Here is a 20,000-nt window from a genome sequence, read left to right on the forward strand (position 1 = left end):
CGTCAGAAGGTGTAGGGAAACCGCACGCCGACCACGAAGTTCGGCGCGTCGGGGGTGAGCCCGATCGACACCGACCCGTTGATGGTCAGGTGCTTGTTCACGACGTGGTTCAGGCCAAAATTCATCGCTGCGGCCGTGGTTTCGCTGCCCGGCACCTTCGTGTAGGAGCCGCCCGGCGCGCGGGTCTGCGACTCGGGTTCGAGCGCCATCGTGAACGACACGCTGGCCGAATCCTTGTCGGAGAACGCCAGCGCGACGCCGCCGCCGAACTGCACGATGTCGCCGAGCTTGACGGTCGCCGGTTCGGTTTGCCCCTGCACCGACGAGATGTCCGCGAACGAACGCGCGATGTTGTAGGTGTACGAAACACTGCCGAACAGCACCACCGGGTCGTAGGTCTTCAGCACCGACAGACCCGCGGTGATGTTCCAGAAGCCGGTGCCGGTCGGCAGCCTGGTCGGCGCGACCAGGTTGGTGTTGTCGGCGTCGACCTGCACGACCTTCTGGCCGAACGGCGAGGTGCCGGTCGGCGCCTTGAAGCGCAGGCTGCCGACCACGTCCGGCATGCTGTTGGTCTCTCTCAGGAACTGGTAGTAGATGCCGAAGTTCACGTCGCCGAGCGCATGGCTCGACACCGTCGCGTCCGACAACGTGCTCGCCGCGCCGCCCGCGCCGCCGACGATGAAGTTGCTGCGCCGGTACACGTACGGCACGTCGACGTCGACGCTGATGCGGTCGGTCAGCCCGTAGCGCGTATCGAGGTCGGCCATCACCTGGTGCGACTTGGTCTGGCCGAGGTTGATGTTGCCGAGGAAGATCGCATCGAGCGCGAGGAAGCCCGACAACTGCAACTGACGACGGTCGTAGTAGGTATCGCTGATACCGAAGTCCATCGTCAGCTTGTGGTCGAACAGCGGCGCATGTTCGCGCTGCACGACCGCCTGCTCGGCCTGGGTGCGCACCGGCTCGGCGGCGCGCTGGGTCTGGCCGACCGCGCCGCTGCCGTCGGTGGCGGGCGGCAGGCCGCCGGCCGCGCTGCCCGTATCCGGCGGCGGCGGGTTGACCGGCACGCCGGTCGCGGTGCCGGTGGTGCCGGCCGGCGCGGGCGCGCCCGGCGTGATCTGCGCGAGCGGCGGCAGCGGCACCGGCAGGTTGTCGGCGCCGGGCTGCTCGGCGACCGCGTCGCTGCCCGCGGGCGCGCCCGCGCCGGGCATGCCGCGGCCGCGTTGCGCCATCTCGAGCTGGGTGACCTGGCGTTCGAGCGAATGGATTTGCCGCTGCTGTTCGTCGACGACGCGCATCAGCGTATTCAGACGATCTTCCACGGATTGACCGGCGAGCGCCTGCGCGCTCGCCGATTGCGAAAGGGCCCATAGCATGGCGGCGGCCGGAATGGCCGCCAGCGCCATGCGCGGCGCCCTGGTTGACGACATGTTTTTCATCTTTTACCCCCCGGTGTACCGGCCGCGCGTCCTGCCTCCCTGCCTCCGTGGCGCGCGACCGTATCTTTACTGCCTGTGCTGCGATGGCGGGTGGCGGCCCGCCGGTTTATCTCCTGTTCTGCAAAGCCTGTAGTACGCCGATCTGACGGAGCATCGCGGCCGACATCTGCTGCGTTTGCAGATGCAGTTGCAGGGCGTTGGCGACTTGCTGGTTATTGCCCGCAATCTGCAGCAACTGGGCGATCTGCCCGTTGCCCGGTGCGATGGTCTGGGTGGCGAGCCCAGCCGGTGTCTGCAACGTGACATTCACGCCGCCGTTGCCGAACGAGATGCCGGCTTTCACCGAGCCGGTCGAATTGCTGGCCACGGCCGACGGCGTGTTCGCGGCACCCGTCAGCGTGACTGCGTTGTTGTTGAAGTCGATCAGCGCGGCATTGGTGCCGCTGTTGTTATCGCCCGCGACCTGGGTGATCTGCGAGACGCCGTTCACGCCGATGCTCTGGCCGCCGCTCGCCGACGCGTTGGGATTGGCGCCCCAATCCCCGCCATGGCCGCCGTGGCCATGCGAGCCGCCGCTCACGCTGGCCGAGGTGGCGACGGAACTGGCGAGCTGGCCGCTCGCGTTCTGCGCCGCGCTCAGCGTGCCCTGGGCGAGCGCGCTCACGCCGTTGGGCAACTGCCACTGCGAAATGACGTTCAGCACGAAGCCGGAAATCATCGTGGCGCCGGCATATTTGCCGGTCTGGGTCGCGAGGACGTCGTCGCCGACGACCTGCACCGTGAGGGGCGCGACGGCGGCGCGCGGTATCGGATCGGACGTCGCTGGCGAGGCGGCGCCCTCCGACGCCTGGGCCATGCCGGCGGCGCCGCATGCGGCGGCGCAGAGCACGAACCCAAGCTGTGTAAGGTGTGACTTCATGGCGGGATCAGAACATGTCTGCCTTGTTCAAGCCGTACTCGAAAAAGGGAGTCGCGGCGGTGCCGCCTTCCAGCGCACCGGCGCGCAGCTTCAGCGCGAGCGACTCGTTGCCCTGCAACAGCGGTGAATCCTCCCTGAAGGGTTTGCCGAGGACCGCGAACACCAGACCGTTCCAGGTCTTCGCGAAGTCCTCTTCGAGCACGATGCGATTGCCGAGGGCCGGGTCCGCGATGAACACGCGGCCGTCCTGCGCATGCTTGACGATCACGAAATGCTCGTACCCGTCGATGTTCATCAGGACCATCACGGGGATCTGAAGGTGGTGAAGCGCTTCGACGGTGACGCGAAAGCCGCGTCCGCGCAGACCGATGGTCTCGACGAAGTTCTTCATGTCGAGCATCGAGAAGCCGTTCTTGACGACGACTTCAGGCGTCGAAAAAGCCATCATCCGGCGAATCAGTTCGGTCTCCGGAATATCGATGCCATAGCCGTACTTGAGGAGGGTGGCGAGCGCCGCGGCGCCGCAGCTGTAGTCGAACTGCTGATTGACGATGTGGCTGTAGCGCAGATCCTTCATCGAGCGGATCGGCTTCGTCAAAGGCACGCCGACGAGCGTCGACGTGTCGATGCTCGACTGTGCGGCGGCGTGACCCGCGCACAGCACACAGCCTGCCAGCGCTACGGCGAACGGTAGCGCCGGGAACCCCTTGAACCCGGTCATGCTGGTCTCCTGCCCGATGCGCGCCGGCAGCTTCTGCGGCTGCCGGCGCGTCCTCCCGACTGCTTTAACGCTTCTTCTGCTGTACTGCTGTTGTTGCTGCGCCGGCTTAGTGGCCGCTGTTCAGAGCCGCGATCGCCAGGCCGTTGTGCTGCAGGTTGCCCGCGCCGCCGGCGATGTTCACGCCGATGTTGCCGGACGCGCCGTGCAAGGTGTCGGCGCCGAGCATCGCAGTGCCCTGGAATTGCCCGCGTACCGTCATGCCGGCGGTTTGCGAGTTGTCATCCGTGGCGTCCATCGCGGTCGTCATCGCGTGGCCCGGCGAGGTCGTCGTGACGGCGCCGGCAAGGCTGTTGTTCTGCACGTTGCCGATACCCGACGCGACGTTCACGCCGACATTGCCCGTCACACCCGACAGCGAGCCGTTGCCGACCGACGCGTTCAGGTTGAAGTTGTTGATGCGGGCATTGCCGCTCGACGATTGCGTGTTGAAGTCCTGCGCGTTGCCGAACACGTTGCCGATGTCGACCGAAGCGAGCGAGACGTCGTTGCTTTGCTCGTTGCTGATGCCTTCGGCGATGTTCACGCCGAGGTTGCCCGACACGTTGCTCGCCGCGTTGGTGCCGGTTGTCGCCGTTAGCGTGCCGGCCACCTGGTTGTTGATGTGCTCGGTGACCGAGCCGCGGGTCGTCACGTCGGTGGTCGCGAGGCTGGCGTCGACGCCCCATGCGGCGCCGTATGCATCGGTCGACGACGAGCGGCTGCGCGAATAGCCCGAGGACTGTTCGCCGACCGCCGCATAGCCCGAGCCCTGGCTCGCGGTGAAGCCCCACATACGGCCTTGACCGGACGCTTCGCTCGCTTCGAAGCCGCCGGCGAGGCCCGACGAGTTCGAATAGCTCGATTCGCGATAGCCGGCCTGCAGGCCGCCGTGCGCGTTGAACGAGCCGTTGCCGTGCGAGAACGTGTTGTGGTCCGAATAGCTGTAGCCGCCGCCGATCGAGCCGCCCGCCGCGATGTGGCCGCCGGAGTTCTGGCTGGTGTGCGAGAAGCCGCCCGCGATGCCGGCTGCCTGCTGGCTCATTTCATAACCGCCGCCCGACACCGACGAGCTCTGGCTGCCGTAGACATAGCCGCCCGAAGCTTCGAAGCCTTGCGAGCCGGAGCTCGAGGTCGAATGGTTTTGCGTCGTGAACGCGAAGGCCGTGCCGCCGCCTCTGACCGACGAGCGGTTGTTGTTGATCGTGGTGGTCACGCTGCCGCTGGCATAGGTCTGCGCCTGCGGATCGAGCGATGCATTCACGGTGACTGACTGATTGTTGTTGATCACCGCGCCGGCCGTGCTCGACACGTGCACGCAGCCATACAGTCCGACCAGCCCTTCCACGCCGACCATCTCGCCCACGGCGGTGGTGTTGAACAGCCAGGCCTTTTGCGGTGCGGCAAACGCGCTGCCGGATGCGGCAACGAGCACGGCTGCGGCAATAAGAGTGCGCTTCATGATTCGCTCCGATACTTAAGTGTGGTCAGTTAAAAAAAGTGCCCGCCGGGGGACGGAGCACAAAACTGTTTGCCGTGGCATTACCGGCGCCGGCTGCCTGGTTGACCTGTACGATCCCGTTCGCGTTGCGGAAGGCCTGGTTGGAAATGTTGGCCTCGCGCATGCCGTGAGCCGTACTGGATGGCCCCAGACTCCCGTTTTTCGGGGCCGTCGCGGATAGCTCCCCATCCGAGACGGTCTCGACTCCGAGCGCCGCAGTCCCCAACAGGGTGCTGTTGCGCTGCAGATTCCCTGCTCCGGCGGACTGGTTCACCAGTACCGCGCCGGATGTATTCGAAAAGGCGTTGGCTTCGATCGAGGCCTGTGCGCGCGGTACCTTGGCCGCGACCGACGCGCTTTGCACGCTCGCGTTCGCGTTGCCGACCAGGCCGCCGCTCGTCACCGTGATCTGGTTGGCCTGGGCGTTGTCGACGCCGGCCGTTTCGTTGACCGTGAATGCGCCGGTGACGCCCGCGCCGGCACCGTTGCCGATCGTCGCGGTTGCGCCGACGACGGGGATCGACTGGGCCTGCGCCTGGTTCGCCACGAGGGCCGTCGCGCCGATGCCGATGCCGACGGAGATTGCGACCTGAGCGCACGCGCTGACCCAGACACGCAACGCGCCGGCGTGCAGTGGCCTGAGCGGAAGACGAATGAGGCGCGCGTTCATTTCATGCCTCCGAACGCGCCGCCGAGTACGTTCGACAGCGGCGCGAGCGCGCCCGTCACCGTCGAACTGATCGTGCCGCCGATGCCGGCCGCCGGACCCCCGATGCCGCCCGCGTTCAACGGGATGGCGTTGCCGGTCGCCTTGCCGGAGAGAATCTGCGTGACCGCCTGCATGCCGGTGCCGCCGAGCACGCCGCCTTCGGCGACGCCGCTCGACCCGTGCGCATTGGTCAGATCGGTGTCGCCCACGAGTGTGGCGAGCGCCGGATTGAACGAATTGGCCGGGAAAGTGGTGGCGCGCACCGCGACCGGGTCCTGGTCGCGCGGCACGGGGACGAACGCGTCGCGCGGCGTAACAGTGCGCTCGACGATGATGTCGCCCGGATTGGCGACCTGTTCGGCACGCGCGGCGCTCGCGAAGCAGACGGTGAGGAGGGCGGTGGCGAGAGCGGCGGCCATCGTGCTGGTGCAAGCCGCGGGCGCGAAGGCAGGCGCGCCGTGAAGCGACGCCGTCGCCAGCCTTGAGGCGCGCGGCATCTGGAGGGTCGTAGTCATGTCCCGGTCCTTTCTCTTCTCTCTTGTAGCCCGCCGGCGCGCGGCGTGTGGTGCGCGCCGCGTGGCCGGTCCTGCATTGCCTGGTCTCTGTTGCTTTTGAGCTGCTTGTCGTACGTTGCCTGGGTGCTGTCTTGCTTCGGTGTTGCTTTGCGTTGCGCTGCTGCTTGTTGCTACCGCTTGCTGCCTGTTGCTGCGTCCCTGCTGCTCGTGCGTTGCGTTGGCGCGACGGGTGCGAAATGGGCGCCGTGACGTGCGTTGTTGCTTGTGTCGTTATGTGCGCCGTTACTTACGCTGGTACGTCGCGACGTTGCCCTGCGCGGAGTGCGCGGCATCGACCGGTACCGGCAACGGCGAGGGCGGGGCGATCTCGTCCCACAACGTCACCTGGTTGCCGCCGCCTTGCATCAGCTGCGGCGTCGCGGCGACCATCAACATGCCGACCGCGCCGCCGCGTTGCCGCGACAGCATCTGGTCGTCGAGCGAAATATCGTTCACCGATGCAGCATCGGCGGCCGGGCTCGCTGGCTGGGCGGAGAGCTGGCTGGGGTCGTCAGGGGGCGTCAGCGCAAAGGATTGCGCAGCCACGGAAGTGGGGCTGGTGGAGTCGCTAGAGTCCGCCAGCATGGCGGATTGAGTCGAAGCGGCCGGCGTGCTGCCGGTGTCGGCCGCTGCCGGCAAGGCGCTCAATGCAAGAGCCGCACAAATGGCGAAGCGTGCTGCGCGGCTTATTGGATCGATGCGGAAAGCGAGTCGCATGATGTGTCTCCCTGGTGCATGGCATTTAGCGAAACATGTGCCATCGCTCGCAACCCATTGATGCGCCTGGAAGCGGCATGCATAACAATGCGAAATAGACGCTAAATCGAAAAAAAATGTTTCAGCGTTGAAACGACTCAGCAGGAAATACCTATAATTTGTTAATCCCACGGTACTAAGTACCTTCTGCAAACCGTGAAATAGACCTTTCGGTAATCTTTTATTTGTCGGCTGAATAAATGTTTATCGCCCGCCGCGCCTTAATGGGTAAAGGGTCCCCGATTAAATTCGCATAATTGTTTTCGACGCGGCGCGCGTATAGTAAGCTCTCGAAAACAGCTTCAGATTTAAAAAAGGCCCATAACAGGTCGTCTCAAACACACACGCCGCTTTCTGGGGATCAGCTGTCCGCACGGAATGGAATGGCCGTTCGGTTTTGCGCTTCGCGAAACCCGAATGGGTCAGCGTGTCTGAACCACAGTTTCAGGTGCATGCGTCGTCCTTAACGTTCGTTGACGAGAGGATCTGAATAATGGAACCCGCAACGCGGCAACTGATTTACGTTTCGCGTGACCCAAGCGCGGAACTGAATACGCGTTTTCTGCAGCGCGGCTGGCATGTCGAAGTCGTCGGCTCCGCGCGCGACGCCCGCCGCGCGGTCCGCACCGGCATGGCGGCCGGCGGCCTGCTTGATCTTTCCAGCGATTTCCAGCCGCACGAAATCGCCGCTTTCGAATCCTGTCTGACCATGCCGAACGTCGGCTGGGTCGCGGCCACGATGCCGGGCCAGCTGCAGGACGCCGCGTTGCGCCGGCTCGTGCGCGACTACTGTTTCGATTACGTGACGGTGCCGTATTCGGGCGATCGCATCGTCGATTCGGTCGGTCACGCTTACGGCATGATCTCGCTCGGCGAAACCGCGTCGAACGACGGCTCGCAAGGCGCCGAAGGCGAAATGGTCGGCTCGTGCGATGCGATGCTCGCGTTGTTCCGCTCGATCCGCAAGGTCGCGATGACCGACGCGCCGGTGTTCATCTCTGGCGAATCCGGTACCGGCAAGGAACTCACCGCGGTGGCGATTCACGAACGCTCGGCGCGCCGCAACGCGCCGTTCGTGCCGATCAACTGCGGCGCGATTCCGCCGCATCTTCTGCAATCCGAACTATTCGGCTACGAGCGCGGCGCGTTCACTGGCGCGAACCAGCGCAAGATCGGCCGGGTCGAGGCCGCCAATGGCGGCACGCTGTTTCTCGATGAAATCGGCGATCTGCCGCTCGAAAGCCAGGCGAGCCTGTTGCGTTTCCTGCAGGAGCGCAAGGTCGAGCGGCTCGGCGGCCATACCGCGATCGACGTCGACGTGCGCATCATTTCCGCGACCCACGTGGACATGACCGCGGCGATGATCGAAGGGCGTTTCCGCTCGGACCTGTATCACCGTCTGTGCGTGCTGCAGATCGACGAGCCGCCGCTGCGTGCGCGCGGCAAGGACATCGAGCTGCTCGCGCGACACATGCTCGAACGTTTCAAGAAAGATGCGAGTCGCCGGCTGCGCGGCTTCGCGCCCGATGCGATCGCGGCGCTGCATAACTACGGCTGGCCGGGCAACGTGCGCGAGCTGATCAACCGTGTGCGCCGTGCGATCGTGATGTCGGAGGGACGCGCGATCACCGCGCGCGACCTCGAACTCGCGGAGTACGTCGAGATCGTGCCGGTGTCGCTCGCACAGGCGCGCGAGGCGGCCGAGCGGCAGGCGATCGAACTGGCGCTGCTGCGGCATCGCGGGCGTCTCGGCGACGCGGCACAGGAACTCGGTATTTCCCGCGTCACGCTGTATCGGCTTTTGTGCTCGCACGGCATGCGGCATATGGAAGGCGAGCCGATGGCCGCGGCGCCGCATGGCGATCTGCCGGCTTCGGTGCAGCATCTTTGAGTCTCGTCGGGACGCGAGCGGGCCGTAGGCGTTGAGCGGTTGAGTTGAGCGGATGAGCGGTGAGGCTGGCGGCCTGCGAGGGTCGTTATGTCGTCGCCGGTCGCTGCGCGTCGTTCATCGCTGCTCTGGCAGCCTGCGCGTCTTGTGCCTCTTGCGCTTCTTGCTTTTTGCGCATCCGTCGCCGGTTGCGATCTTTTCCTCCTGTCCGTCATCCCCTGAATTGTCAACGCGCCACGCCATGCCGGGCGTCGCCGGGTTGCGCTTGCTAGAATCGGGTTTTGCTCAATCTCGTGGCGTAGATCGAGTTGGACTCGCGAGTCCGATTCGCGCCGTGTCGAAGGAACCCCGCATGAAACAATACCTGGACCTCGTCCGCACGATTCTCGATACCGGCACGTGGCAGGAAAACCGCACCGGCATCCGCACCATCAGCATGCCGGGCGCGATGCTGCGTTTCGATTTGCAGCAGGGCTTTCCGGCGGTCACGACGAAGAAGCTCGCGTTCAAGTCGGCGATCGGCGAGCTGGTCGGGTTTCTGCGCGCGTCGCGCAGCGCCGCGGATTTCCGCGCGCTCGGCTGCAAGGTGTGGGACGGCAACGCGAACCAGAACGCGCAGTGGCTCGCCAATCCGTATCGCGAGGGGCCCGACGATCTCGGCGACGTGTACGGCGTGCAATGGCGCAAGTGGCCGGCCTACAAGGTGCTCGACGCCGACGCGAGCGCGCAGCTGGCCGACGCCCAGGCGCGCGGCTTTCGCGTGATCACGCAATTCGACGAAGACGGTCGCCCGAAGGTGCTGCTCTACAAGGCGATCGATCAGCTGCGCCAATGTCTCGACACGATCATGCAGAACCCCGCCGATCGACGGATTCTGTTTCATGCGTGGAACCCGGCGGTACTCGATCAGATCGCGCTGCCGGCCTGCCATCTGCTGTATCAGTTCCTGCCGAACGTGACGCGTCGCGAGATTTCGCTGTGTCTGTACATCCGCAGCAACGACGTCGGCCTTGGTACGCCGTTCAATCTGACCGAGGGCGCGGCGCTGCTGCATCTGGTCGGTCGACTGACCGGCTATACGCCGCGCTGGTTCAGCTATTTCATCGGCGACGCGCACATCTACGAAAACCAGCTCGACATGTTGCAGCAGCAGCTCACGCGCGAGCCGTACGAGAGCCCGCAACTGGAGATCGCCGATCGCGTGCCCGAGTACGCGAAGACCGGTGTGTATCAACCGGAATGGCTGGAGCAGATCGAGCCGGCGGATTTTTCGCTGGTCGGCTATCGACACCACGAGCCGCTGACCGCGCCGATGGCGATCTGATGACGTGCGATGTGCGACAGCGAGCGCGTTGCACAGTAAAAAACCCCGCGAGCTTGCGCGTCGCGGGGTTTTTTTATTGGCGCTTTGCTGTCCGGAGTGGGGTGTTGCTGAGGACAGGGCGCGAGGCGAGGCCGCGCGCTCAACCCTTGTGATGCTCGTCGCGATTGCCGCCGCCCTGATGCTGCTCGGCGCGTTGCTGCTGCGGCTGAGGTTGCGGTTGCGGTTGCGGACGCGGCTGCTGGACCTGCTGGGGCTGCGGCCGGGGTTCCGGGCGGGGCTGCTGCATCTGTGGACGCGGGTCCGGGCGAGGTTGCTGCACCTGCGGACGCGGCTCGAAATGCGGCTGTTGCGCCTGCTGGATCTGCGGCTCGGGGCGTGGTTGCTGGACCGGCTGTGGACGCGGCTCGAAACGCGGTTGCTGCGCTTGCTGCACCTGTGGCTCCGGTCGGGCTTGTTGCATCGGCTGCGGGCGCGGTTCGAAGCGCGGCTGTTGTGCTTGCTGAACCTGAGGTTCCGGGCGCGGCTGCGGCGCTTGCGGGCGCGGTTCCATCCGCGCTTGCTGAGCCTGTTGTTGCTGTTGCGGCGACTCGGCGTGCGGCGGTTGTTGCATCGGCTGCATGGATTGCAGCGGTTGCGGCCGACCTTCCGGTTGCCGTGCCTGCTGCTGCGCGTCCGGATTCTGTTGCGGATGCGGCACACCCGGTTGCTGCGCGAAACCCGGCTGTCCCGCTTGCTGCGGACTGCCCGGTTGCTCCATGCGCGGCCGTTGCTGGCCCATCGGTGTATGCGGTTGCGTCCACGCCGGCTCTGAGCGGCCGACCGCGCCCCATTGCTGCGGCGGCGCGCCGTGCTGCTGTGCAGCGCTGCCCGGAGAGGCGCCCCGGTAGTTGCCCGGATAGTTGCCCGGATTGCCGCCACCCGCCTGCGGCGGCCGCGGCACGCCATTCGGCGCATGGGCCGGCTGGCCCATCTGCCCCATCTGACCTGGCTGACCTGGCTGACCCGGTCGGCCGATCTGCCCGCTCTCGCCCGGTTGCGGCTGACGCGGATTGCCCGCCATGGGCGGCATCCCCGGTCGCGTCTGCGGCGCTTCGCCGTGCGCGCCCGCGACAGGCCCCGCGCCTGGTCTCTCACCCGGCTTTTCACCCGGCCGCTGTCCCGCCTGTTCGACGCCACGCGGCGCATTCCCGCCTGTTGGGCCGCCAGCCGGGCCGCCCATCATGCCGGGTCCGCCGGGCGTACCCGGCGCACCCGCCGCCATTCCCGGCGGCCGTCCCGGCACATGCGACTGCACGACCCGCACATTCGCGATCGGCAGCGCGCCCGGCGTGCCGGTCATATGCGCGGGCACCGAGGTTCGCACGACCGGCTGGCCGCCGCCCGGCACCCGCCCGCCGCTTTGCGCGAAACGTTGCGCGAGGACGTCGTGATATGCGGCCGGCATCGTCGGATTACGCGTCGCGACCACCGGTCGGCCGGCGACGCTCGCCGGCGGCCGGTAATTCGCGCGTCGCAGATCCGGGCCGAAGCTCTCGCGCACCGGCGCGATGCCCGGCGCGCCGGGGTTGATCCGCGCGTTGTGCCACTGACGCGGATCGACCTTCTGCGCGAACCGTCCGGTCGGCTGGCCATGCACGAACGCGGTCGCCGGCATCGCGGTTACGCCGCCCGGCACGCGATAGTTCACGTAGGTGTTGTGAACGTTCACGTTGGTGATGTCGCGGTGGTAATCGTTGACGATCGTCGTGCGGTTCACGCGGTTGTAGTACGCGGGGCTCCAGCGGTCGCGGTCGCCCCAGTGCGGATGCCACGGCTCGCCCGGCCCGAGCGGGAACCACGCGACGCCCGCCGCAACCGCTCCGCCGATCGCCAGATTCACGCCCCAGTCGACGCCCCCGCCGCCGCTGTCGTCGCCATCGCCGACGAAAGCAACCAGCGCCGGCGCATAGACCGGCGGCGCGTCGGCTTCGAGCGGACCCGGCACCCACGCCCAGCTGTCGTCGACCTGAGCCCAGCGGCCGTAATGGTAGGGCGCGAAGCCCCACGGTTCGTCGTCGACCCAGGTCCAGCCCCACGGCGCCTGCCAGACCCAGTGGCCGTCGTGGTACGGCGCCCAGCCGGCCGGCGTCGCGCGCGGCACCCAGACTGCGCCGTACTGCGGGGTGTCGCGCCAGGTGCCGTTGGCGTCGAGGTCCGCGTAGCCGGGGATGTCGCGCGACACGTAGCGCGCCGACACCGAGCGGTCTTCGGTCGCGTCGCGGCTGGCGGCCCACTGGTCGAGTTCGTCGGGACCCGGCGCGCGGGCGTCGGCGAGCTGTTGCAGGTTGGTGCCGGCGAAGCGGATCTGCTGGCCCGCCGCGACCGGGATCTGGCCGCCGTCGCCATACGCGACCGCGCTGCCGCTGCGCACGGTGACGGTGGTGCTGCTGCCATCGGGCGCGACGTCCACACGATAGTCGCCGGGGCCGTTCATGCCGAGCGCCAGATTCGGCGTGTCGATTTCATACGACGAGCCCGCCGGCAGTTCGCGCACGCGCGTCGACAGCGTGCCTTGCGCGACTTTGAGCTGCGCGCTGGTGTCGTCGAGATTGAGCACGTCGAGGCTGGTGTTCTGGCCGAGGCGTACCGCGGTCGAGCCGATGTGCAGTTCGGAGCGCGCGTTCTGGTCGTTCCAGAGCTGGTCGCCGGTCGTAAGAGGCCGGTTGATCTGCGCGTAGGACCAGTCGGCGGCGCCGGCGGGTTCGGTGGTCACGGTGCCGGCCATGTAGTTCAGACGCGCGATGCGCCCCGGCGGATCGCCTGCCGGCGCGGTGGCGATGTCGGCTGCGCCCTGCGGCGCTGGCGGAGCTTCCTGCGCGAAACCAACCTGCGCGGCGAGTGCGACGACGGCGGCCGCGATCAGCGTATAGCCGACCAGAAGGCGTGAAGTTCCGGGCTTGCTCGGGGACGGGGTAAGGCGTGTCATGACGGGTCTCCGGCGGACGCGGCAACGCGCCGAATCCTTGGAGTCACTGTACCCGCCGGCTATGTTTCAAGGCCCCCTGTTTTGTAAGGTGGCTTCGCTGGCGTGTAACAAAAGGTCTCGGAGAAGGGCTGGGAGGTGGAAGCGAGTCGGGTTGCGTGGGTCGGGTAGCGCCGCATCGCGGATGAATTTGAATTGCGGTCCGTTTGTCTGGCGATCGCTTACGCGGCGATGGTTGATGGCTAGTTTGTCCGACGGCAAGGCACCCGACGCTGCCTCATCCCGTCACCGCTCCCGTGCCAAGAAACGCATCGAAATGCTGATGCCCCGCCGGCGTGATGCGCAGCACGCGCGGCCGCTCGGTACGCTCGACCCAGCCGTGCACCGACCACGCGTCGAGCAGCGCCGCGCCGAGCGCGCCGCCCAGATGCGGGCGGCGCATGCTCCAGTCCGGGCAGGTGCACGCGAAGCGGCGTCGGCGGCTGTGCTGCGCGGACAGATCGACGCCCCAGCCGGCGAAGCGCTCGGCGCCTTGCGCGGTGGCATCGAGCGAGGTGCCGTGCTGGGTCAGCATCCCGTCGTCGAGCATGCGCTCGAAGATCCGCACCGACAGTTCGCCCGCCATGTGGTCGTAGCAGGTGCGGGCGTAGCGCATTTCCAGCGGCACGGTGCGCGCGGGGCGCGGCGCGGCCCGTTGCGGCGCGCTGACCTGCGCGACATTGGCGAGCGCCTCGATCGACGCGGCAATCTCCGCCGACGCGATCCGGAAGTAGCGATGCCGGCCGCGCACTTCGAGCGCGAGCAGGCCACCATCGGTGAGTCGTGCGAGATGCGCGCTCGCTGCCGAGGGCGACAGCCCGGCGATCATCGTCAGTTCGCCGGCGGGGCGGGCGCTGCCGTCCATCAGCGCCCACAGCATCGCGGCGCGGCCGGGATCGGCGAGCAGCGCGCCGATGCGGCTGAGGCCGGGGAAGTGGTTCTGGTCGTCGGTGAGAGCGGTGGTCATCGGAAGCTCCTGAGTCGGCGGGGCGGCCGCGCGGGTAAGCGAAGCGGCGCGCGGCAGGCAAGCAGGCAAGCAGGCAAGCAGGCAAGCAGGCAAGCAGGCAAGCAGGCAAGCAGGCAAGCAGGCAAGCAGGCAAGCAGGCAAGCAGGCAAGCAGGCAAGCAGGCAAGCAGGCAAGCAGGCAAGCAGCACACGGCACACGGCACACGGCACACGGCACACGGCACACGGCACACGGCAGCAAAGCAGCAAAGCAGCAAAGCAGCAAAGCAGCAAAGCAGCAAAGCAGCAAAACCTGGTTCGCCCGGTCACGCGGCGCAGTGACAACGCAAACCGCGTCGCCATGACGCTCACTGTACCCGCGCCCGGGATTCGATGTTTCAGCCTCGCGTGAATAATGAAATACCGTGACCGCGCCCGGCGCACCTCGCCGCAACGACCCGCGGCTTAAGCAGCGTACGTGGGCAGGCCGACCGCTCGGCTGCGCCGCCCGATGCCGCCAGGCTAGAATCGAAGCCTGTCTTTGCAGGAATCTGAAGTGATGAAATCTCTCTTTGCGGTTGCCGCAGCGGTTCTGTTGTTCAGCGCCTGTGCGCAGGGCGGAGGCGGCCCGGGCTCGGCCGGCAGCGGCAGCATCACCATGTACGGCACGATCGACCAAGGTATTAGCGTCCGCAACTAGCGCGCGGATCGCATGCGGTGCGCAGGCAGTACACGAAAAGCAGCCACACAACCGGACCGCGCCTGACGGCGACTGGGTGGCGCGTCCTCCGTGGAACTTCATGAAGCCCGCATCGAGCTCGAGCCACGAACGCAAATGCGCCGGCGTCCACCGGCACCCAAACCGTCACGTTTCGAAAGTACTTCGAAAGAAAGCCTGAACAGTCTGACTTCCCGCCGCCGTCCCTTCGTCAGCCCCCCCAATCGATGCCGCACCGCCGGCAATATTGCGCTCGTATAATCGCCTCCTTTCAATGCATCCGCGTGATCGGAGCCAAGATGAGCACTATCCCCGCAGCACCGTTGGATCGTTCGGAAACCACCTTCCGCTTTCTCGCCGAGCCGACCTCGGTCAACTTCGGTGGCAAGGTGCACGGCGGTGCGCTGATGAAGTGGATCGACGAAACCGCGTACGCGTGCGCGGCAGTGTGGTCGGGGCGCTATTGCGTGACGGTCAGCGTCGGCAACATCCGCTTTCGTCGGCCGATTCTCGTCGGCAATCTGGTCGAATTGCGCGCGCGCGTGGTTGCAACGGGCCGCACCAGCATGCACATCCACGTGTCGGTGCAGGCGGGCGATCCGAAGGGCGGCGAGCTGCTGCAGACCACCGACTGTCTGGTCGTGATGGTCGCCGTCAACGAGAACGGTCACCCGGTGTCGGTGCCCGCATTCGTGCCCGAGACCGACGAGCAGAAGCGGCTCGCGAAGTACGCGATGGACGTGAAGGAAGCGCTCGACGCGATCGTCGAGCTGAAGCCGGACGAAGTCGCGCAGGGGAAAATTTAAGCGCAGCGACACACTCCGCAACGCTTACGCCACCATTCGTCGGTCACCCATAGCAGCCCGCGCGGGCTCGCCGGCAACGCGCGCACTCAGCCCGTGCGCCCGACCATATCCTTCGGCCGCACCCACTCGTCGAACTGCTGCTCGCTCACATAGCCGAGCGCGAGTGCCGACGCTTTGAGCGTCGTACCTTCCTTGTGCGCCTTCTTGGCGATCTGCGCGGCCTTGTCGTAGCCGATGTGCGGATTGAGCGCCGTCACCAGCATCAGCGATTCGTTGAGCAGCGTGTCGATGCGCTCGCGATTCGGCTCGATGCCGACCGCGCAGTTGTCGTTGAAGCTCAGCGCGCCGTCGGCGAGCAGGCGCGTCGACTGCAGCACGTTGTGCGCGATCATCGGCCGGAACACGTTCAGCTCGAAATTGCCGCTCGCGCCGCCGATGTTCACCGCGACGTCGTTGCCGAATACCTGCGCGCAGAGCATCGTCAGCGCTTCGGACTGGGTCGGGTTGACCTTGCCCGGCATGATCGAGCTGCCCGGTTCGTTTTCCGGAATCGACAGTTCGCCGAGGCCACAGCGCGGACCGCTCGCGAGCCAACGGATGTCGTTGGCGATCTTGTTCAGGCTCGCCGCGACCGTCTTCAGCGCGCCGTGCGCGAACACCAGCGCGTCCGCGCCCGCCATCACCTCGAACTTGTTCGGCGCCGACACGAACGGCAGACCGGTCAGCTTGCCGATCGCGGCGGCGACGCTGTCGGCGAACTTCGGATGCGCGTTCAGACCGGTGCCGACCGCGGTGCCGCCCTGCGCGAGTTCGTACAGATGCGGCAGCGCCGACTCGACGTGACGGATGCCGTGCTCGAGCTGCGCGACGTAGCCGGAAAACTCCTGCCCGAGCGTCAGCGGCGTGGCGTCCTGCAGATGCGTGCGGCCGATCTTGACGACATCGGCGAAGGCCTTCGCCTTGTTGTCGAGCGTATCGCGCAGCGTCTTCAGCGCGGGCAGCAGATGCTTGACGATCGCGTACGCGGCCGCCACGTGCATCGCGGTCGGAAACACGTCGTTCGACGACTGGCCGCGATTCACGTCGTCGTTCGGATGCACCTTGCGCGCTTCGCCGCGCTCGCCGCCGAGCAGCTCGCTCGCGCGATTCGCGATCACCTCGTTCAGATTCATGTTGGTCTGCGTGCCCGAACCGGTCTGCCAGACCGCGAGCGGAAATTCGCCCGGATGCTGACCGTCGATGATCTCGTCGGCCGCTTGCATGATCGCGCGGGCCTTCTGCTCGTCGAGCACACCGAGGCCGAGATTGACCTCGGCCGCCGCGCGCTTGACCACCGCGAGCGCGGTGATCAACTCGGGCGACTGCTTCTCGGTCGAAATCTTGAAGTTCTGCAGCGAGCGCTGGGTCTGCGCGCCCCACAGGCGGGCGTTCGGCACTGCGATTTCGCCGAACGTGTCGCGTTCCATCCGCACGTCTTCAGTCATGTTTGGCTCCGCTTCTCAAGGTTGCGCTCAAAGTTCTGCTTGGATGCTCTGCGTTGCGCTCAGAGTTCCGAATTGACAGGCAATAAGGAGAATAGACCCGTTAGCGCGTTCCGGTAGAAACCCGCCTGCGGATCGAAAATATACGTGCGCTTTTCGCCGTTCTCGACGTCGGTCCACACGAGCGGTGACAGCGGCGCGCCGATCGAGCGCAGATACGCGAGCTGGTCCGGGTCGGCGAGCGTTACGTGATAGCTGGTCTCGGGTTGGATCGCGCGCTCGAAGATCTGCGCGACCTGATTGGCGAGCTCGGGACTGTGGATCACCAGCGCGAGCTCGGTGTTCAGATTCGCCGAGCGCGGGTCGAGATTCATCGAGCCGATCACCAGAATCTCGTGATCGATCACGTAGGTTTTCGCGTGCAGACTCGCGCGCGAGCGCGAACCGACGATGCCGATGTTCGGCGTATCCTGGTGCGGCTTGAATTCGTACAGCTCGACGCCTTGCTGCAGCAGCGGCACGCGAAACGGACTGTAGCCGGCCTGCACGGCGACCGCGTCGGTGGCGGCGAGCGAATTGGTCAGCACGGCGATGCGGATGCCGCGATGCGTGAGTTCGCCGGCCGCCTGCACGCCCGCGTCGTGCGGCACGAAGTACGGCGACACGATCAGGAAGTCGTGATGCGCGTCGCGCATCAGTTCGCGCAGCCGCTGCATCGGCGGGCTCACGTAGTCTGGCGACGGATGCTCGATCTTCTCCGGCCGATCCGCCTTGAATTCGGCCGGCGCCCATGTGAGACCCAACTGTTCGCCCGCGATCTGCGCGGCGAGCGGCGTCGCGTTCAGCGGCTTGGCGTTGTACGGATCGGCATGGGTGCGCCAGTGCTCGCGCAGATCGTCGCGCGTCTGGTCGAGTTCTTTCTGGTCGAATTTCTGCTTGTTCAGCGCATGCAGCGGATAGGCGAGGCCGCTGTTCCAGTAGTCGTCGAAACTCGCGGAGACGTCGGCGACGATCGGGCCCGCCGCGAGCACGTCGAGGTCGCGGAATTGCAGCGTTTCGCTCGCGCTGAAGTATTCGTCGCCGAGATTGCGGCCGCCGACGATCGCCAGCTGGTTGTCCGCGATCATCGCCTTGTTGTGCATGCGGCGCGTGAAGTGGCCGATCTGCGTGAACACGTTGGTGGTGCGCTCGAACATCCCTTCCTGCGCGCTGCCGAACGGATTGAACACGCGGATCTCGATGTTGTCGTGCGAGTTCAGGCCCGCCATCACGCGGTCGATGTCCTTGAAGTTCAGATCGTCGACCAGCATGCGTACGCGCACGCCGTGGTCGGCTGCGTAGAGCGCCGCGCCGAGCAGCAGCTTGCCGGTGGTGTCCTCGTTGGCGATGTAGTACTGCATGTCGAGGGTTTTCGTCGCCGCGCGCGCGAGCGCGATGCGCATCTGCAACGCGTCGGTGCCGCTCGACAGCACGCGAAAACCCGACTGCTGCGGATGCTTCGCCTCGAGCGGCGCAAGCTCGCTACGCAACGGCGTGTCGGCGGTGACGGGCAGCGCCTGGGTGACTTCGCGGTCGAACGCAGTGGCGGGCGGCTTGGTCGCGCAGGCGGTCAAACATGCCGCTGCGCACAGCAGCAGGAAAAAATGTCTCGTTGTGCTGAATGTCGACTGGCCGCGCAGCGCGCGCCGATGCTGTTCGTGTTGCCCCTGCACGCTGTTTTCCCCTTGCTTTGCAAGCTTTTCGTGGCGGCGCGGTGAACCCGCTCACGTCGTCGAGAGAGCCCATTCTAAGGGGAATTGGGGCGCGTGTTGGGGGTTCTGGGGTGTGGAGGCAGAGGGAAGGGGGCTTGCGCGTGGACGCCGGGGACGTGCGATGGAGGCTCTGCTGCGAGGCGCGTGTTGCGTGCTGAGGAGTGTGAGATGTGTGCCGCAAGGAGCAAGGCGTGGGGCTTGCTGTGAGGCGTGAGGGTTTGGACTTCGTTTGCGCCGTCAGGTTGCACAACGGTAGCGATCGCGCCGATTCAATGCCGCGGCTCGAATCGGCAGCTTTTGACTGCTGCGTGTCTACCGAAGGCCGCGGCGAGGCACACCTTCACCCCAACCGCGGCCAGCGGCAAGAAACTCAGCCGCGCTCAGCGTTCAGTCCGCGCTCGCCGTCGACATGCGTCGAGCCCTTTGCCGGACGTCCCGCCCAGAAGCCCGCGAGCAGCGAGCCGGACAGGTTGTGCCACACCGAGAACAGCGCGCCCGGCAGCGCGGCGAGCGGCGTGAAGTACAGCTTGCCGAGCGTCGCCGCGAGCCCCGAATTCTGCATGCCGACTTCGATCGCGAGCGTGCGGCAGACGGATTCGTCGAAACCGAGCAGACGGCCGCCCCAATACCCGCCGAGCAGACCGATGCCGTTATGCAGCACCACGCCGAGCATCACGACGAGCCCGACCGACGCGATGCTCTTCTGCGTGCCGCCGACCACCGCGCCGATGATCAGCACGATCGCGACCATGGAGACGAGCGGCAGGATCGGTTCGATCTTGCGCACCAGCTTGCCGAACAGATGATTGACGACGAGACCGACGACGATCGGCAGCGCGACGATCTGCAGGATGCTCATCAGCATCCCGTGCACGTCGACGACGATCGACGCGTCGACATACAGACGCGTGAGCAGCGGCGTCGCGAATACGCCGACCAGCGTCGACAGCGCGCTGATCGTCACCGACAGCGCGACGTCGCCGCGCGCCAGATAGATCATCACGTTCGACGCGGTGCCGCTCGCGACGCTGCCGACCAGCACCATGCCGGCGGTCAGATCGGGCGGCATGCGCAGCGCCTTCGCAATGACCCACGCGGCGAGCGGCATCACGAGGTAGTGCAGCACGATGCCGGCGATCACCGGCGCGGGGCGCGTGAACACGCGCAGGAAGTCGGAGGCCGACAGCGTGACGCCCATCGCCAGCATGATGATCGTGAGGAGCGTGGTGACGTGCGGCGCGATGCCGGAGAACGACGCCGGCGAGAAATACGCGGCGACCGAAACGAGCACGGCCCAGAGCGGGAACAGGCGGGTGACGCGGGCAAGCATGGCGGGTGGATCCTTGGTTATGTTTTATCGCGAGAAGAGGGCACGGCGTGCGCGGCGTGCTTTGGCGGGTCATCGAACGGGAGACCGGGCTCGAGCGGAATCCGGGCGGGGCCTTGAC

16 protein-coding genes are annotated in these 20,000 nt (G+C 66.3%); 4 read left to right on the top strand and 12 right to left on the bottom strand.

The window, feature by feature from the left end; all coding sequences use genetic code 11:
* Positions 1 to 2: 2 nt before the first annotated feature.
* From HHL14_RS01420 to HHL14_RS33710, 7 genes are all read right to left on the bottom strand, one after another.
* Positions 3 to 1,442 (bottom strand): hypothetical protein, encoded by a 1,440-nt coding sequence (locus tag HHL14_RS01420; protein ID WP_169495807.1) that lies wholly within the window; start codon positions 1,440 to 1,442, stop codon positions 3 to 5.
* Positions 1,443 to 1,548: 106 nt separating this feature from the next.
* Positions 1,549 to 2,361, bottom strand: coding sequence for a peptidase C39 (locus HHL14_RS01425; protein WP_169495808.1), 813 nt, complete (start codon positions 2,359 to 2,361; stop codon positions 1,549 to 1,551).
* A gap of 7 nt (positions 2,362 to 2,368) precedes the next feature.
* Positions 2,369 to 3,082 carry a C39 family peptidase gene (locus tag HHL14_RS01430; RefSeq protein ID WP_169495809.1) on the bottom strand — a complete coding sequence of 238 codons (714 nt, stop codon included), beginning with the start codon at positions 3,080 to 3,082 and terminating at the stop codon, positions 2,369 to 2,371.
* Positions 3,083 to 3,188: 106 nt separating this feature from the next.
* On the bottom strand, positions 3,189 to 4,580 hold the full coding sequence (locus tag HHL14_RS01435) for a serine-rich family protein (RefSeq protein ID WP_169495810.1): 1,392 nt from the start codon (positions 4,578 to 4,580) through the stop codon (positions 3,189 to 3,191).
* A 25-nt stretch (positions 4,581 to 4,605) separates the two neighbouring features.
* Positions 4,606 to 5,289 carry a hypothetical protein gene (locus HHL14_RS01440; RefSeq protein WP_206002146.1) on the bottom strand — a complete coding sequence of 228 codons (684 nt, stop codon included), beginning with the start codon at positions 5,287 to 5,289 and terminating at the stop codon, positions 4,606 to 4,608.
* Positions 5,286 to 5,843: a hypothetical protein gene (locus HHL14_RS01445; RefSeq protein ID WP_169495811.1), complete on the bottom strand. Its 558-nt coding sequence runs from the start codon at positions 5,841 to 5,843 to the stop codon at positions 5,286 to 5,288. The genes HHL14_RS01440 and HHL14_RS01445 overlap by 4 nt, the downstream gene beginning before the upstream one ends.
* A gap of 282 nt (positions 5,844 to 6,125) precedes the next feature.
* Complete coding sequence (locus HHL14_RS33710) at positions 6,126 to 6,428, bottom strand: hypothetical protein (RefSeq protein ID WP_329601596.1); 303 nt, start codon at positions 6,426 to 6,428, stop codon at positions 6,126 to 6,128.
* A gap of 703 nt (positions 6,429 to 7,131) precedes the next feature.
* Here HHL14_RS33710 and HHL14_RS01455 point away from each other — a divergent pair.
* Both HHL14_RS01455 and HHL14_RS01460 read left to right on the top strand, forming a co-directional pair.
* Complete coding sequence (locus HHL14_RS01455) at positions 7,132 to 8,529, top strand: sigma-54 dependent transcriptional regulator (protein ID WP_169495813.1); 1,398 nt, start codon at positions 7,132 to 7,134, stop codon at positions 8,527 to 8,529.
* Between the two features lie 349 nt (positions 8,530 to 8,878).
* Entirely contained in the window at positions 8,879 to 9,850 is a 972-nt protein-coding gene (locus HHL14_RS01460; protein ID WP_169495814.1) for a thymidylate synthase, read from the top strand.
* Between the two features lie 139 nt (positions 9,851 to 9,989).
* Here the strand turns inward: HHL14_RS01460 and HHL14_RS01465 are convergent, their stop codons facing one another.
* Both HHL14_RS01465 and HHL14_RS01470 read right to left on the bottom strand, forming a co-directional pair.
* Entirely contained in the window at positions 9,990 to 12,815 is a 2,826-nt protein-coding gene (locus HHL14_RS01465; RefSeq protein ID WP_169495815.1) for a DUF6600 domain-containing protein, read from the bottom strand.
* Between the two features lie 274 nt (positions 12,816 to 13,089).
* Positions 13,090 to 13,818 carry an ArsR/SmtB family transcription factor gene (locus HHL14_RS01470; RefSeq protein WP_169495816.1) on the bottom strand — a complete coding sequence of 243 codons (729 nt, stop codon included), beginning with the start codon at positions 13,816 to 13,818 and terminating at the stop codon, positions 13,090 to 13,092.
* Positions 13,819 to 14,355: 537 nt separating this feature from the next.
* Here HHL14_RS01470 and HHL14_RS01475 point away from each other — a divergent pair.
* Entirely contained in the window at positions 14,356 to 14,496 is a 141-nt protein-coding gene (locus HHL14_RS01475; RefSeq protein WP_169495817.1) for a hypothetical protein, read from the top strand.
* Positions 14,497 to 14,813: 317 nt separating this feature from the next.
* Positions 14,814 to 15,320 (top strand): acyl-CoA thioesterase, encoded by a 507-nt coding sequence (locus HHL14_RS01480; RefSeq protein ID WP_169495818.1) that lies wholly within the window; start codon positions 14,814 to 14,816, stop codon positions 15,318 to 15,320.
* 86 nt (positions 15,321 to 15,406) lie between these two features.
* Here the strand turns inward: HHL14_RS01480 and fumC are convergent, their stop codons facing one another.
* From fumC to panS, 3 genes are all read right to left on the bottom strand, one after another.
* Positions 15,407 to 16,804: a class II fumarate hydratase gene (fumC, locus tag HHL14_RS01485; RefSeq protein WP_169495819.1), complete on the bottom strand. Its 1,398-nt coding sequence runs from the start codon at positions 16,802 to 16,804 to the stop codon at positions 15,407 to 15,409.
* Positions 16,805 to 16,863: 59 nt separating this feature from the next.
* Positions 16,864 to 18,480, bottom strand: a complete 1,617-nt coding sequence (locus HHL14_RS01490) for a phospholipase D family protein (protein WP_169496280.1) — start codon at positions 18,478 to 18,480, stop codon at positions 16,864 to 16,866.
* A gap of 442 nt (positions 18,481 to 18,922) precedes the next feature.
* Positions 18,923 to 19,882: a ketopantoate/pantoate/pantothenate transporter PanS gene (gene panS / locus HHL14_RS01495; RefSeq protein ID WP_169495820.1), complete on the bottom strand. Its 960-nt coding sequence runs from the start codon at positions 19,880 to 19,882 to the stop codon at positions 18,923 to 18,925.
* Between the last annotated feature and the right edge of the window lie 118 nt (positions 19,883 to 20,000).

It is taken from the genome of Paraburkholderia antibiotica (genome assembly GCF_012927125.1).
GTDB classification, from domain to species: domain Bacteria; phylum Pseudomonadota; class Gammaproteobacteria; order Burkholderiales; family Burkholderiaceae; genus Paraburkholderia; species Paraburkholderia antibiotica.

Excerpts from the sequence above, each read along its gene's own strand:
- HHL14_RS01460 (WP_169495814.1), top strand. The coding sequence starts at position 8,879 with ATGAAACAATACCTGGACCTCGTCCGCACGATTCTCGATACCGGCACG.
- HHL14_RS01475 (WP_169495817.1), top strand. The coding sequence starts at position 14,356 with ATGAAATCTCTCTTTGCGGTTGCCGCAGCGGTTCTGTTGTTCAGCGCC.
- HHL14_RS01440 (WP_206002146.1), bottom strand. The coding sequence starts at position 5,289 with ATGAACGCGCGCCTCATTCGTCTTCCGCTCAGGCCACTGCACGCCGGC.
- HHL14_RS01445 (WP_169495811.1), bottom strand. The coding sequence starts at position 5,843 with ATGACTACGACCCTCCAGATGCCGCGCGCCTCAAGGCTGGCGACGGCG.
- HHL14_RS01430 (WP_169495809.1), bottom strand. The coding sequence starts at position 3,082 with ATGACCGGGTTCAAGGGGTTCCCGGCGCTACCGTTCGCCGTAGCGCTG.
- HHL14_RS01465 (WP_169495815.1), bottom strand. The coding sequence starts at position 12,815 with ATGACACGCCTTACCCCGTCCCCGAGCAAGCCCGGAACTTCACGCCTT.
- HHL14_RS01420 (WP_169495807.1), bottom strand. The coding sequence starts at position 1,442 with ATGAAAAACATGTCGTCAACCAGGGCGCCGCGCATGGCGCTGGCGGCC.
- fumC (WP_169495819.1), bottom strand. The coding sequence starts at position 16,804 with ATGACTGAAGACGTGCGGATGGAACGCGACACGTTCGGCGAAATCGCA.
- panS (WP_169495820.1), bottom strand. The coding sequence starts at position 19,882 with ATGCTTGCCCGCGTCACCCGCCTGTTCCCGCTCTGGGCCGTGCTCGTT.
- HHL14_RS01425 (WP_169495808.1), bottom strand. The coding sequence starts at position 2,361 with ATGAAGTCACACCTTACACAGCTTGGGTTCGTGCTCTGCGCCGCCGCA.
- HHL14_RS01470 (WP_169495816.1), bottom strand. The coding sequence starts at position 13,818 with ATGACCACCGCTCTCACCGACGACCAGAACCACTTCCCCGGCCTCAGC.
- HHL14_RS01455 (WP_169495813.1), top strand. The coding sequence starts at position 7,132 with ATGGAACCCGCAACGCGGCAACTGATTTACGTTTCGCGTGACCCAAGC.
- HHL14_RS01480 (WP_169495818.1), top strand. The coding sequence starts at position 14,814 with ATGAGCACTATCCCCGCAGCACCGTTGGATCGTTCGGAAACCACCTTC.
- HHL14_RS01435 (WP_169495810.1), bottom strand. The coding sequence starts at position 4,580 with ATGAAGCGCACTCTTATTGCCGCAGCCGTGCTCGTTGCCGCATCCGGC.